The sequence below is a fragment of the Rhodococcus sp. YH1 genome (assembly GCF_009939605.1).
In the GTDB taxonomy this organism is placed as follows: domain Bacteria; phylum Actinomycetota; class Actinomycetes; order Mycobacteriales; family Mycobacteriaceae; genus Rhodococcus; species Rhodococcus aetherivorans.
This window is the reverse complement of sequence record NZ_WVTE01000218.1, coordinates 16,217-29,111: the sequence shown is the minus strand read 5'-3', so window position 1 is coordinate 29,111 and position 12,895 is coordinate 16,217. Positions and strand designations below refer to the sequence as shown.

Here is a 12,895-nt window from a genome sequence, read left to right as displayed (position 1 = left end):
CCTCCGATGCAGATGACCACTGGCGGGTCAGACGTAGCGCCCGACACCGCCGCCGACGTCGACGGTCGCGCCGGTCACGTAGCTGTTGCGGGGCGAGAGCAGGGTGGTGACGGGGAAGGCGACCTCGTCCGCGATTCCGAAGCGGCCCAGTCCGATCCCGCGGTCGGCGGCGATCTCGGCGCTCCACTCGTCGAAGGCGCGGCCGTCGCCGGATTCGGCGTGGCGGCGCTGCCACTGACCGGTGTCGACGAGGCCGAGCAGCACGGAGTTGACGCGGATGCCGTCGGGTGCGAGTTCCCCGGACAGGGACTGCGCCAGGTTGAGCAGTCCGGCACGGGCCGCCGAGGTGACGGCCAGCCGCAACTCGGGTTGCCGCGCGAGGATCGCGTTGACGATCACCACGGAGGCCGCATCGGACTTCGCGAGCGCCGGCCGTGCCGCGCGGATCAGATGCAGCGCGCCGAAGATCTTGAGTTCGAACTCGTCCCGGATCTGCTCGTCGGTGGTGTCGGTGAGCGTCGACATCAGCGAGCGCCCGGCGTTGCACACCACCCCGTCGATCCCCCCGAACCGGTCGACGACCGCATCGGCGAAGGCCTGCACGGAGTTCCGGTCGGTGACGTCGCACGCGACGGTGAGGACATCGGCCGGGTCGGCCGCCAACGTGCCGGCGGCGGCGCGCAGGCGGTCGAGGTCCCGCGCGCACAGTGCCACTCGGGCGCCTTCGGCGGCGAGCATCCGGGCGGTGGCGAGGCCGACACCGGAACTCGCGCCGGTGACGATCACCGTGCGTCCGGTGAGGTGCAGGTCCATGGGATCTCCGTGGGGTTCGGGTGCTCGCCGGGCGAGCAGGTCAGTTCAGGACGAATCCGCCGTCGACGACGACGGTCTGGCCGGTGACGAAGGCGGCGTCCTCCGACAGGAGGAACCGGACGACCCCGGCGACGTCCTCGGGGGTCTGGTCACGCGGGAGGGCGCGGCCCTGCGCGTAGGTGGCATAGCGGGCGGCGGGAACGGATTCGGTGGCCTCGACCCGGACGAGCCCGGGGGCCACGGCGTTGACCCGCACCCCGTGCGGGCCGGCGTCCCGGGCCATCGAACGGGTCATCGCGACGACGGCGCCCTTGGAGGCGACGTAGTGGATCAGCCGGGGCGATCCGTAGAAGGCCACGTCGGACGCCATGTTCACGATCGCGCCCCGGTTGGCGGCGAGCAGCGGCCACAGGTGCTTGGTCACCATCCAGGTGCCGCGCACGTTGACCGAGGTGATGCGGTCGAATTCGCTCTCGGACAGTTCCCAGAACGCGTCCCCGCCGACGCCGTCGGCGATGGCCGCGTTGTTGACCAGGCCCGTCAGCGGCCCCTCGTCCGCCAGTCGCGACGCGAGAGCGCGCACGGAGCCGGCATCCGCGATGTCCGTGACCACCGCGATCGCGTCGCCGCCGCGTTCGCGCAGGGCACGGGCGGCACCCTCGGCGGTGTCCGCGTTGCGCTCGGCGATCACCACCCGGCGTCCGTCGGCACACAACCGCTCGGCGATGCAGTAGCCGAGGCCGCGGCCGGCCCCGGTCACCACGACGGTTCCGCTCATCACGCGGCTCCTTCCCAGAATCGGACGAGTTCGCAGGCGACCGTGCGGGGCTGCTCCTGGATCGCCGCGTGACCCGCATCGGCGACGACGACGAGCCGCGCCCCGGGGATCGCGTCCGCCAGGAGCTGCGATTCGGCGACGCCGGTGACGACGTCGTGTTCGCCGACGAGGACCAGGGTGGGGACGGTCAGGGTGGGCAGGATGGGCCCGTGGTCGGTGGTCGCCATGGCTTCCGCGGCCGCCGCGTATCCGGCGAGGCGCACGGCGGCCATGTCGGCGGCGACGCGTGAGCGGACGTCGCCGGGCGCTCCGGGCGCCGTGAGTTTCGGTGCCCGCTCCGCCGCGAACCGGTCGGCGCCGGCCTCGCGCAGGGCGCGGACACGGTCGCGCATGGCGGCGGCGCGTTCGGGCGACGTGCCCGAGCCCCGGGTGCTGTCGGCGAGGATGAGCGTGCGCACCCGGTCGGGCCGGCGCCGCGCGACCTCGAGTGCGACGACTCCGCCCCACGACGTGCCCACCAGGTGCAAGGGCCGGACCGGGTCGATGTCGTCGAGGACGTCCAGGACGTCCGTCGCGTGGTCGTGCCGGACGTCGACCGGGTCGGCGGAGCGGCCGTACCCCGCGGCGTCGAGCCGGTACGTCGCGTGTCCGCGGGCGGCGAGTTCCGCCGCGAGCGGTGCACACGAGTTCGCGTTGCCGCCGATGCCGTGCAGCAGGAGCACCGGCTCCCCCGTCCCGAGCCGCGCGACGTGCAGGTGCCCGGTCACCGCGGCGTCCGCGGTCACGACGGCGCTCCGGCCGCGACGCCGGCCCCGTAGAAGTAGTCGGCGTCGCGGGCCTCGACGCGGTCGCGGTGACCCGGGTCGGGGCTGCCGGCCATGGCGGCGCGCACGGTCGTGGTGGGTGGCCCGGCCGTCCCCCACTGGTCGGACAGTTCCGGTGTGCGCTTCCACGTGCGGCACAGCCAGGCGTCCTCGTCGATCTGGGCGACCTCGGAGGTGTACTCGCACACCAGGCCCGCGGGGTCGGTGAAGTAGGAGAAGGTGTTGTCGCCGGGGCCGTGCCGGCCCGGGCCCCACTGCGGCGCGATGCCGTGCGCCCGGAGCCCGCCGATGCCGCGCATGAAGTGATCGAGGCTCTGCATCTCGTACGCCACATGGTTGAGCGAGGGCCACGACGCCCGGTTGAGCGCAATGACGTGGTGGTCGGAGTTGCAGCGGAGGAAGGACATCTGCCGTTCCGACCAGTCGGAGACCCGCATGCCGAGCACCTGCGTGTAGAAGGCGGTGGTGCGTTCGATGTCGGTCGTGTTGAGCACGACGTGGGCGATCTTGCGGGGGATGGCCCGGCGGCCGGCCGGTTCCTGCTCGGTCACCGCGTGGGTGTCGGCCGACAACTCGAGGCACCGCCCCTCCGGATCGACCAGTTGCAGGCCGTAGCCGCCCCCGGCGTCGTCGAGCGGGCCCGGCGTGCGCAGCAGCGGGATGCCGAGCCGGTCGAGGGCCAGTGCGGCGGCGTCGACCTCGCGCGGGGTGGCGAGGGCGAAGCTGATCCGTCCCAGCGCGTTGACGTCGGCCCGTTCGACCGCGAGCACGTGGTGCTCGGGTCCGGTGGCGCGCAGCCAGAATCGGTCGCCGTCGGCCTCGACGGTCGTCAGTCCCCAGGCCTCGTGGTAGAAGTCCCGCGACGCGGCGGGGTCCGGCACCGAGAGGGTCACCGAGCGCAGGGCGCGCAGCCGGCAGACGGGCGAGTCGCTGTAGCGCGGAAGTTGGTGGTGGTACATGCGTTCCGGTTCCCTTCTCACAGATCCAGTACGAGTTCGGCGGAGCGGCAACGGGACACGCACGGGAACATCGTCGATCCGGCGGCGTGTTCGGACTCGGTGAGCAGGAAGTCGCGGTGGTCCACGTCGCCCTTGATCACCCCGACCTCGCACGTCCCGCAGATGCCTTCGGTGCACGAGCTGGGTACGGGCACACCGGCGGCGGCGAGGGCGTCGAGCACCGACACGGTCGGCGGCACCGGGATGCGGCGGCCGGTGCTCTCGACGATCACGTCGAAGGCGGTGTCCTCCCCCGAGCGCGGCGCCGGTTCCGGGGCCGCGAACCGTTCGGTGCGCACCTGACCGGGGTCCGGGACGGTCGCGGCCACCGCGTCCATGAGGGGGGCGGGACCACAGCAGTAGACGACGGCGGTCGGCGGCAGGCCGGACAGCAGCCCGGCGAGGTCCGGCAGGCCCCCGGCCTCGTCGTCGGCGTGGACGGTCACCTGCTCGGCGGGATGGGCGGCGATCTCGTCGACGAACGCCATGGCCTGCCGGGAGCGTCCGGCGTAGAGCAGGCGCCACGGCCGTCCCGTCGCCCGCAGCTCCCGCATCATCGCGACGATCGGGGTGATGCCGATGCCGCCGGCCACGAGGACGTGGTCGGTCGCGGCGGCGTCGAGGGCGAAGGCGCTGCGCGGTCCGTCGACGTCGATCTCCGCGCCGATCTGCAGCGACTCGTGCACGTAGGCGCTGCCCCCGCGGGAGCGCTCGGCGCGCAGCACGGCGACCGTCCAGCGCGTGGTGTCCCGCGGATCCGAGCACAGCGAGTACTCGCGCACCACACCGTTCGGCAGGTGCAGGGCGAGATGCGCGCCCGGCTGCCACTGCGGCAACGGCGCACCGGTCGGATCGACGAACGTCACGCTGGTGACTCCGTCTGCCTCCCAGGTCTTCTGGTGGACGCGGAGGCGACGTCGGACGGACTGCTCCATCGGTGATCTCCCTGTCGGTGGAGGGTCTTCTCGGCGGCGTCAGCGGGTGACGCCGTACATCTCCGAGCTCGGCGGGTAGGTGGGCAGCTGCGGCTTCGCGGCGCCGATGATCACGCAGAACAGGGCGTCGGTGTCGCCCACGTTCGCGAGGCTGCGCGGCACGCCGGCGGGAACGCGGATCATGTCGCGGTAGCCGAGCCGGCGGACGGCCTTCCGGGTGCCGTCCTCGACGTCGTGGACCGCGACCTCGAGCTCACCCTCGAGCACGAAGAACACCTCTTCGACGTCGTGGTGGGTGTGCTCGGGGCCGACCGCACCGGCGGGCAGCCGCATGTTGGACAGGGTGAAGTGCTCGGCGGGCAGCGTGCGGGCGTCGCCCTCGTGGTTGCCGGTGGCACCGGAGCCGATGTAGCGGATCTGGGCACGCTTGAAGCGATCTCCGCCCTTGGCGGCCTGGAAGCCGAGGGTGTCCCAGTCCTCGTAGCGGCTGTCGCGGCTGGCGATGCAGGAGTCGATGAGGGCTTCGAGGTCGACGGTGGTCTTCTCGGGTGCGGCCATGACGGTGGGTCCTTTCGTGCGGTGGGGGTTCAGGCGCGATGCGCGACGGCTTCGATCTCGACGGTGGCGCCGTAGGGCAGGGCGGCGACCTCGACGAACGAGCGGGCGGGCCGGGGCTCGGCGAAGACCTTCTCGTAGTGGCGGTTCGCCTCGTCGCGGAGCGTCACGTCGGTCACGAAGTACGTGGTCTTGACGACGTCGGCCAGGGTCATGCCGATGGTCGCGAGGCGCTCGCCGAGGCGGGCGATCGCGGCGTCGAGGGCGGGGGTCGTACCGTCGACGGCGATTCCGCGCTCGTCGACCGACAGGGCGCCGGAGACGAACCCGAAGCCGGCGACGGCGTAGGCGGGGCTGTACGGGTGGGCGGTGCGGTCGTGGGTCGCGGTAATCGAATCGGTCACCGGGAAGCGTCCTTTCGGGTTTCTGTCGGGTCGGGGGTGGCCCAGGCGATCGGTTCGCCGGACAGGTCGAGGTAGATGCTCTTCTGATCGCAGTACTGGCGGATGCCCTCGCGTCCCTTCTCGGTGCCGAGACCGCTGTCGCCGAGACCGGTGAAGGGCGTCGAGATGCTGAACTGCTTGTAGGTGTTGATCCAGACGGTGCCCGCCTTCACCGCGCCGGCCACGCGCCACGCCCGCCGGTAGTCGGAGGTCCAGATGCCGCAGGCCAACCCGTATACCGAGTCGTTCGCCTGCGCGATCAGGTCCTCCTCGTCGTCGAAGGGCAGCACGACGGCCACCGGACCGAAGACCTCCTCGCGGCAGATCGTCGCGGCGTTGTCGGCTCCGGTGAGCACCGTGGGCGGGTAGTACGCGCCGGACGAGAGCCGTTCGTCGGCCGGGATCGCGCCCCCGCACAACGCCCGGGCCCCGGCGGCGACGGCGTCGTCGACCATCGCGGCCACCCGGTCCCGGTGCGCGAAGGTGACCATCGGAGCCACCCGGGTGCGCGGGTCCGTGCCGGGGCCGAGACGCAGGGCCGCTGCGCGCCGGACGAGTTCGCCGGTGAAGGTCTCGGCGATGCTGCGGTGGACGAAGATCCGGGATCCGGCGATGCAGCTCTGCCCGGACGAGGAGAAGACGCCGTAGAGGACGCCGGCGAGGGCCTGTTCGAGATCGGCGTCCTCGAACACGATCGTCGGGGACTTGCCGCCGAGTTCGAGCGTGATCGGCATGAGCTTGTCGGCGGCGAGATGCGCAAGGTGACGGCCGGTTTCGGTGCCGCCGGTGAAGGTGACCTTGGCGACGTCCGGGTGCCGGACCAGCGCCTCGCCGACGGTGCGCCCGGATCCCGGCAGGACCGAGAGCACCCCCGCGGGCAGCCCGGCCGCCTCGCAGATGCGGGCGAGACGCAGCGTCACCCACGGCGCCCACACCGGCGGCTTGCTCACGACGGCGTTGCCGGCGGCGAGGGCCGGGGCGATCTTCTGGGCGTCGGACGCGATCGGTGAGTTCCACGGCGTGATCGCGGCGACGACGCCCATCGGCTGGTACGTCGACATGGTCAACCACGGCCCCCGGGGCGTGGTCAGTGCGGAGTCCATCGTCTCGAGTGCGGCCGCGGTGTAACGAAACGTGTTGGCGGCGCTGGCAACCAGGGCCCGGGTCTCGGTCAGCGCCTTGCCGGTGTCGAGGGTCTGGAGCCGTGCCACCCGTTCGGCCTCGTCGTCGAGGGCGTTGCCGACGCGGTGCAGGACCCGTGCACGCTCGTGCGGGAGCAGTGCCGACCACCCGCCGCGGGCGGCGCGCAGACCTTCGGTGACGGCCCGGTCGACGTCGTCGACGGTCGCGGTGTGCAGGCTCGCGAAGACCCGGCCGGTGGCGGGGTCGACGGACTCGATGCACTCACCGAGTCCACGCTGCCATCGGCCGGCGACGAGGATCTCGTCGACCGTGTCGACGGACTCGGGCTCGTGCTCGGCGGGTCCCACCTGGAGAGGGGACGCGTACGCAATGGGCATGAGGGAGGTCCGTTCGGTCGGGACGGACGCGGACCACGCTGCTCGCGGAGCCGGAGGGTGGTGCGCGCCGAGTCGATATCTTTGCACTAAGAGATTTGTATCGTCTTAGCGCAAAGAGGTCAATAGCCGAATGCCCAGATCAGCCGGTCGTTACGCCGGATTTACGGGGCCGAAACGGAGGAGACGCAGGTCACAGCGGTGTGGCGGGCGCCATAGAGGTCCCGAAATTTTTCTCGGCGGACGTCCGACTGCGGCGTCAGACCGGCCGATCGGCGTCCGAGTCCACGCCCACACCGGTGCCCGAGTCCTCGAACTCGGCCGCTCGGGCGGAGTGCTCCAGACGGGCGAGCAGGCGCGCCAGCGTCTCGCGCTCGTCGGTGTCGAGGTCGCCGAGCATCGCGCGCAACTTGGCGAAGTGCGCGTCGGCGACCGAGTCGACGAGCGCGGCACCGGCGGGTGTGAGCTCGACATACACCACCCGGGCGTCCTGACTGTCCTTCGATCGGGTCACCAGGCCCGCCTGCTCGAGCCGATTGACGCGCAGCGACAGCCCGCCGGTGGTGACCAGCGTCTGGTCGGCCAGCTCCCCCGCGGTGAGCCGATGATGCGGCACGGCGCGGCGCAGGCAGGCGAGAACGTCGAACCCCGAATCGTTGATCCCGTGCTCCTCGAACGTGGGCGCGATGCGGGACTTGTAGACGAGGAAGCTCCGGTGGAGACGACCGAACACCTTCAGCCCCGACACGTCGAGTTCGGGACGGGCCACGGCCCAATGCGCGACGATGGCGTCCACGGCGTCGCGATCCCCAGGCTCTCCCACAATGCCGGGAGTCTACCCCCGGCACGACCGGGATCCCGTCCGGCCACGCACGGCGGGCCGCACCGTGCGGGCGCGACGGAGGGGACGCCGAACGAATCGCCGCCGTTCGCCGGCGACGTCACTTCCTCTCGCACAAGCCGATTCGACCCGCCGATCGTCCATGTCACCGAATACCCGCACGGCACGCCGGATCGTCGCCACCACGGGAGACCTGCACACGTCTTCCGCGAGCCGGATCTACCGGCAATCCCGTTCCGGTGCCGCACCGGTGCTTTCCGGATCGCGGTAGCGGCCGGTGAGCTCCGCGCCGATCCGCGCGAGTTCCGCCCGGACGGAAGGCGGTTCGGTCACCTCGATCATCGCGCCCCAGCCGGCGAGAGTGCGAGCGATGTCCAGCGGCGTCGGTGCGGCGACGCGGACCCGGACGCGCCCGTCGCCGAGTTCGCCGGCGGCGTGGCAGTGCCGGCCGAAGTGGTCGCGCAGGATCGGCACGAACCGGGCCGCGAGCAGGACGGTCGCCCAGGTACGTGACCGCCGCTGCTCGACCTCGCCGACGACGTGCCGCCACGCGGCGTCGAGCGCGAAGCCGTCCGGGCGCGCGGCCGGTTCGTCGGTCGGTTCGGCCCGGACGATCCGATCGACGCGAAAGGTGCGCTGGCCGCGATCGGTCCCCGCGATCAGGTACCAGATGTCGTCCTTGTCGACGAGACCCCACGGGTCCACCAGCCGCTCACTACGCTCGCGCGCGCTGTCGGTGTAGACGAGGCGCACTCTCCGTCGCCGCACGACGGCGGCCTGCAGAACATCGACCGTCTCGGGCCGGTGCCGGTCTCGCGCGCCCCACCGGGTGGGATCGATCATCGTGGCGTCCGCAGCGGCCTCGGCGTCGGCCCGGAACGTCGACGGCAGCGCCCGCACCAGCTTGCGCAGGGCGGTCTTGACCTCACCGGAGACGGCGGCCGCGGGGCCGACGAGCAGGAACAGTGCCTGCGCCTCGGCGGCGGAGAGCCCGCTGAGGTCGGTGCGGGCGCCGCCGACGAGCGACCACCCACCGCCGCGTCCGGGCTGCGGATACACCGGGATCCCCGCCGCGGACAGCGCCTCGAGGTCGCGGCGAGCAGTGGCCACGGACACCTCGAGTTCGGCGGCGAGCTCGGCGGCGGTCACCCGCCCACGGCTCTGCAGGAGCAGCAGGACGGCGACGAGACGGTCGGCGCGCATCCCCGAAATGTCTCACGAAAAGTGCTCGGAAGGTGAGCGCTTTCGCCCGCAGGATGGATGTCGACACCCCCCGAGGAAAGGAACGAGCCATGTTGCGAGGACTCTCCACCGTCAGCTTCTTCGCCGACGACCTGACGGCCGCCGGTGCCTGGTACACCGAACTGCTCGGCGTCGAGCCGTACTTCCGACGCTCCGTCGAGGGCAGGCTTGCATACCTCGAGTTCCGCACCGGCGACTACGGGCACGAACTCGGGATCGTCGACGGCCGGTTCGTCGCCCACGAGCGCCCCGGGCAGCCCGGCCCCGCGACGACCTACTGGCACGTCGACGATCCCGCGGCCGCCCTCGAGCGGCTCGAATCGATGGGCGCGACGGTGCACGACAAGCCGGTCGAGCACGGCCCCGGATTCGTCACCGCCTCGGTGGTCGACCCGTTCGGCAACGTGCTCGGCGTGATGTACAACCAGCACTACCTGGACGTGCTGGCGGCGCGGACGGAGCCGTGACGGACGATCGTCGGCGGTCGCCGAGCGGTGCGGAGTGGGACGTCGGCGGAGTCACCCGGCCGGCGAACGCGCGCTGCGCGATCGTTCAGCGCCACCGCCCCAGCAGCTCACCCGCCCGCTCGGCCAGGGTGGCCTGCAGCAGCGGCCCGAAGCTGATCCGGGCGACGCCGAGGGCAGCTAGCGACGCGAGATCGTTCTTCGCCGGGTGGGCGATCGCATTGACCGGCAACGGCAGCTCCGACGTCAGGCGCCGCTGGACCTCGTCGCTGTGGAAGCCCACCGGATAGAGCACATCGGCGCCGGCATCTGCGGCCAGCTTCAGGCGGTCGATCGCCCGGTCCACCCGGTCGGACTCGGCACCGATCTTCTTGACGAACAGGTCGGTGCGGGCGTTGACCACCAGGTGCACACCGGCGGCGTCGGCGGCGGCACGCAACCCGGCCACGTACTCGGCGTGCTCGGCCGGCTCGCGCAGCCGGCCGCCCTCACTGTGCACGGTGTCCTCGACGTTCAATCCGACAGCGCCCGCCCCGAGCAGCCCCTCGACGATCCGAGCGGGGGCCTCGCCGTAACCGGCCTCCACATCCACCGAGATCGGGACGTCGACCGCTGCGGTGACCTGCCGGACCCGGGTCAGCAGCTCCTCGAACGTCATACCCTCGTTGTCCGGCTTGCCGACCGAGTCGGCCACCGGATGGCTGCCCATCGTCAACGCGGCGAAACCGGCCTGCACCGCCAGGTTCGCCGACCAGGCATCCCACACGGTCGGCAGCACCACCGGGTCACCCGGAACGTGCAGAGACTTCAGCGCTACGGCCTTCTCGGCAAGAGTCGTCATGCCGCATCCAACCACACACGTCCCCCGGCATTCCCGGCGAACACACTGCACCCGGGTGCGGATGCGCGACGGGTGCCGCGGCAGAGGCCGGGGGCAGGGGGCAGGGGCAGCGAGAAGACCGGGCCCCGTGCCGTTCGCAGTGAACGGCACGGGGCCCGGTTCTCGTCGAGTCGTCCTATCGGACGCTGACCTTCTCGGGTTCCGGCTTCTTCTCGGGAGCGCGGTCGACCCGGGCAGGTACAGCGGTGACGGTCACGTCGTCGGGGACATCGGCGTCGAGCCGGTGCTGCTCCTGCGCGTAGTGGAAGTGCGGGCGCCGGTGACCGAGGAAGGATCCGAACCACGACATCACCGCGACGTAGCGGTTGCGGAAGCCCACCATGTAGACCAGGTGCACGGCCAGCCACAGCACCCAGGCGATGAAGCCGCTCAGCTCGATCTTTCCGACGCGGGTGATCGCGCGGAAGCGGTTGATGATGGCCATGCTGCCCTTGTCCCGGTACTTGAATCGGGTGCCCACCGGCTGCTTGCCGAGGATGGTCCGCGCGACGTGGCGGCCGCCCTGCATCGCGACGGGCGACTGCCCGGGCAGGTTGTTCAGCGACGTCATGTCGCCGATGGCGTACACGTCGGCGTAGCCGCCCACGGTGAGGTCCGGGTTGACCAGCAGCCGGCCCGCACGGTCGGTGGCGCAACCGGTGCGCTCGGCGAGGACTCCGGCGAAGTCGTTGGCGCGCACGCCGGCCGACCAGATGATCGTCTCGGCGGTGATCCGGCGCTCCTCGTCGCCCGCCTTGAGCGTGGCACCGTGCTCGTCGATGTCGGTGACGAAGGTGCCGAGCACGACGTCGACACCCGACTTCTCCAGCGACTGCTTGGTGTATTCGCTGAGCTTGCCACCGAAGGCCGGGAGGGCCTCGCCCGCGCCCTCGACGAGGGTGACGGAGACGTCGTCGGCGCTGATGTCGTGGAACGACTGCTCGAAGTAGCGGCCCGCGAGTTCCTTGATCTGGCCGGCGAGCTCGACGCCCGTCGCGCCGGCACCGATGACCACGAAGCTCAGCAGGTTGCGGCGGCGCTCCGGGTCGGTGGTGGTGTGCGCCTCCTCGAAGCACCGCAGGATCTGCCGGCGCAGCCGCTCGGCGTCCTCGACGGTCTTGAGGGCGTAGGTGACCTTCTCGAACTCGTCGCGGCCGAAGTAGGCCTGGCGCGCACCCGTCGCCGCGACGAGCGAGCGGTACCCGACGGTGTGGACGACGCCGCCGGCAACGTAGTCGACCTCGTGCACGTCCGGCCGCACGTCCACGACCCGGCCGAGGCGGACGTCCGCGCTGGGGTACTTGGCGAGGATGGAGCGGATCGACGGGGCGATCTCGCCGGCCGAGAGCACGCCGGTGGCGACCTGGTACAGCAGGGGCTGGAAGAGATGTTCGGTGGTCTCCGAAATCAGGACGAACGGCGTCCCGGCCTTGGCGAGCTTCTTCGCCGTTGCCAGCGCGCCGAAGCCCGAACCGACGACGACGACCTCGGTCCGATCGGTCACTGCTGTGCTGCCCACGATTACCTCTACCTCCACCTTGAAGTCGATGTATGACAACCACCGTATGGAGACGGCAGACCGATGGCCACCAACCTGCCGTATTCGCGGAAGTCTTATCTCGATCGCTCATAAGTAGGATTGGGGGCATGGACTTCCGGCAGCTGCGTTACTTCCTCGCCGTGAGCGAGGAGCTGAGCTTCAGCAAGGCCGCGCAGAAGTGCTTCATCTCCCAGTCCGCCATCAGTCACCAGATCACCCGGCTCGAGAAGGAACTCGATACGTCGCTGTTCGAGCGGTCCACCCGGGTGGTGCGGTTGACCCCCGCCGGTTCGCGGCTGGTCCCCATCGCGCAGCAGGTGCTCAGCCTCGAGGCGCAGGCGTATGCGGTGGCGCGCGAACCGCGCAACCGCATCCGCATCGCCGCGAACATGACCTTCGCGTCCCAGAGCCTCGATGCCATCGCCCACGTCCGCGAGCAGTACCCGGCGATCGACATCGAGTTCGTCATCAAGAGCTTCGCCGACCGGATCGACGCCGTCGCCGGCGGCGACGCCGACGTCGCCCTGATCCGCGGCGGCGTCGACCGCCCGGGTCTCGAGACCGTGGAACTGGGGATCGAGGACCTGGTCATCGTCACGTCGAGCCGGCACCCGCTTTCCGCGTTCTCCACCGTCGACCTCGGCGACCTGGCGCCCTACCCGCTGCTGCTGCCGCCCCGGCCCAGCCAGGTGCTCATCCACACGGTGATCGAGGACGCCTTCCGCGCGGTGGGACGCCGGGTGCAGCTCGGGCCGTCGATCGCGAGCGACCACACCGCCACCCTCGACGTCATCACCAATCCGCGGGCGTGGACGGTCCTGTACCCGAGCACCGCCGCGGAGACCCCACGGACGGGCCTGGCCTACATGCGCGAGGCGCGCAATCGCCTCAGCGTCCCGGTGTGCGGCGTGGTCCGCAGCGACGCGCCCCGCTCGTCGGCGATGTCGAGCCTGATCCTCGCGCTGCGACGGTCGATGACCAGCGAGGCACCGCCGGGACCCGAGGACTGAACACACAGCCGCGCGGTCGCCGCAATGCGCACCGATCCGGCGGCGTTTCGTGGAA

The 12,895-nt window shown here is 71.3% G+C and carries 14 protein-coding genes; 2 read left to right on the top strand and 12 right to left on the bottom strand.

Features of this window, described 5'->3' with window-relative positions; all coding sequences use genetic code 11:
• Positions 1 to 27: 27 nt before the first annotated feature.
• The 10 genes from AIIKEEIJ_RS17270 to AIIKEEIJ_RS17225 form a co-directional block, all read right to left on the bottom strand.
• A complete protein-coding gene (locus AIIKEEIJ_RS17270; RefSeq protein ID WP_029546496.1) occupies positions 28 to 813 on the bottom strand; it encodes an SDR family oxidoreductase in 786 nt (261 codons plus the stop codon).
• A 40-nt stretch (positions 814 to 853) separates the two neighbouring features.
• On the bottom strand, positions 854 to 1,591 hold the full coding sequence (locus AIIKEEIJ_RS17265) for an SDR family oxidoreductase (RefSeq protein ID WP_029546497.1): 738 nt from the start codon (positions 1,589 to 1,591) through the stop codon (positions 854 to 856).
• Positions 1,591 to 2,376 carry an alpha/beta fold hydrolase gene (locus AIIKEEIJ_RS17260; RefSeq protein WP_338020971.1) on the bottom strand — a complete coding sequence of 262 codons (786 nt, stop codon included), beginning with the start codon at positions 2,374 to 2,376 and terminating at the stop codon, positions 1,591 to 1,593. The genes AIIKEEIJ_RS17265 and AIIKEEIJ_RS17260 overlap by 1 nt, the downstream gene beginning before the upstream one ends.
• Entirely contained in the window at positions 2,373 to 3,374 is a 1,002-nt protein-coding gene (locus AIIKEEIJ_RS17255; RefSeq protein WP_161996223.1) for a VOC family protein, read from the bottom strand. Before AIIKEEIJ_RS17255 ends, AIIKEEIJ_RS17260 begins: the two co-directional genes overlap by 4 nt.
• Before the next feature lie 17 nt (positions 3,375 to 3,391).
• Positions 3,392 to 4,279 carry a 2Fe-2S iron-sulfur cluster-binding protein gene (locus AIIKEEIJ_RS17250; protein ID WP_161996228.1) on the bottom strand — a complete coding sequence of 296 codons (888 nt, stop codon included), beginning with the start codon at positions 4,277 to 4,279 and terminating at the stop codon, positions 3,392 to 3,394.
• A gap of 108 nt (positions 4,280 to 4,387) precedes the next feature.
• Entirely contained in the window at positions 4,388 to 4,906 is a 519-nt protein-coding gene (locus AIIKEEIJ_RS17245; RefSeq protein WP_006938328.1) for a cupin domain-containing protein, read from the bottom strand.
• Between the two features lie 29 nt (positions 4,907 to 4,935).
• On the bottom strand, positions 4,936 to 5,307 hold the full coding sequence (locus tag AIIKEEIJ_RS17240) for a RidA family protein (RefSeq protein WP_102800015.1): 372 nt from the start codon (positions 5,305 to 5,307) through the stop codon (positions 4,936 to 4,938).
• A complete protein-coding gene (locus AIIKEEIJ_RS17235; RefSeq protein ID WP_161996222.1) occupies positions 5,304 to 6,866 on the bottom strand; it encodes an aldehyde dehydrogenase family protein in 1,563 nt (520 codons plus the stop codon). The genes AIIKEEIJ_RS17240 and AIIKEEIJ_RS17235 overlap by 4 nt, the downstream gene beginning before the upstream one ends.
• 256 nt (positions 6,867 to 7,122) lie before the next feature.
• Complete coding sequence (locus tag AIIKEEIJ_RS17230) at positions 7,123 to 7,659, bottom strand: MarR family winged helix-turn-helix transcriptional regulator (RefSeq protein ID WP_043802471.1); 537 nt, start codon at positions 7,657 to 7,659, stop codon at positions 7,123 to 7,125.
• A gap of 264 nt (positions 7,660 to 7,923) precedes the next feature.
• Positions 7,924 to 8,907, bottom strand: a complete 984-nt coding sequence (locus AIIKEEIJ_RS17225; protein WP_161996221.1) for a WYL domain-containing protein — start codon at positions 8,905 to 8,907, stop codon at positions 7,924 to 7,926.
• An 89-nt stretch (positions 8,908 to 8,996) separates the two neighbouring features.
• On the opposite strand from AIIKEEIJ_RS17225, the gene AIIKEEIJ_RS17220 reads away from it, so the two are divergent.
• Positions 8,997 to 9,413 (top strand): VOC family protein, encoded by a 417-nt coding sequence (locus AIIKEEIJ_RS17220; RefSeq protein ID WP_006938318.1) that lies wholly within the window; start codon positions 8,997 to 8,999, stop codon positions 9,411 to 9,413.
• 85 nt (positions 9,414 to 9,498) lie between these two features.
• Here the strand turns inward: AIIKEEIJ_RS17220 and AIIKEEIJ_RS17215 are convergent, their stop codons facing one another.
• Both AIIKEEIJ_RS17215 and AIIKEEIJ_RS17210 read right to left on the bottom strand, forming a co-directional pair.
• Positions 9,499 to 10,251, bottom strand: a complete 753-nt coding sequence (locus AIIKEEIJ_RS17215; protein WP_006938316.1) for an isocitrate lyase/PEP mutase family protein — start codon at positions 10,249 to 10,251, stop codon at positions 9,499 to 9,501.
• Between the two features lie 175 nt (positions 10,252 to 10,426).
• On the bottom strand, positions 10,427 to 11,794 hold the full coding sequence (locus AIIKEEIJ_RS17210; protein WP_029546503.1) for an NAD(P)/FAD-dependent oxidoreductase: 1,368 nt from the start codon (positions 11,792 to 11,794) through the stop codon (positions 10,427 to 10,429).
• 143 nt (positions 11,795 to 11,937) lie between these two features.
• Here AIIKEEIJ_RS17210 and AIIKEEIJ_RS17205 point away from each other — a divergent pair, with 143 nt between their 5' ends.
• Positions 11,938 to 12,840, top strand: coding sequence for a LysR family transcriptional regulator (locus AIIKEEIJ_RS17205; RefSeq protein ID WP_029546504.1), 903 nt, complete (start codon positions 11,938 to 11,940; stop codon positions 12,838 to 12,840).
• Positions 12,841 to 12,895 lie beyond the last annotated feature (55 nt).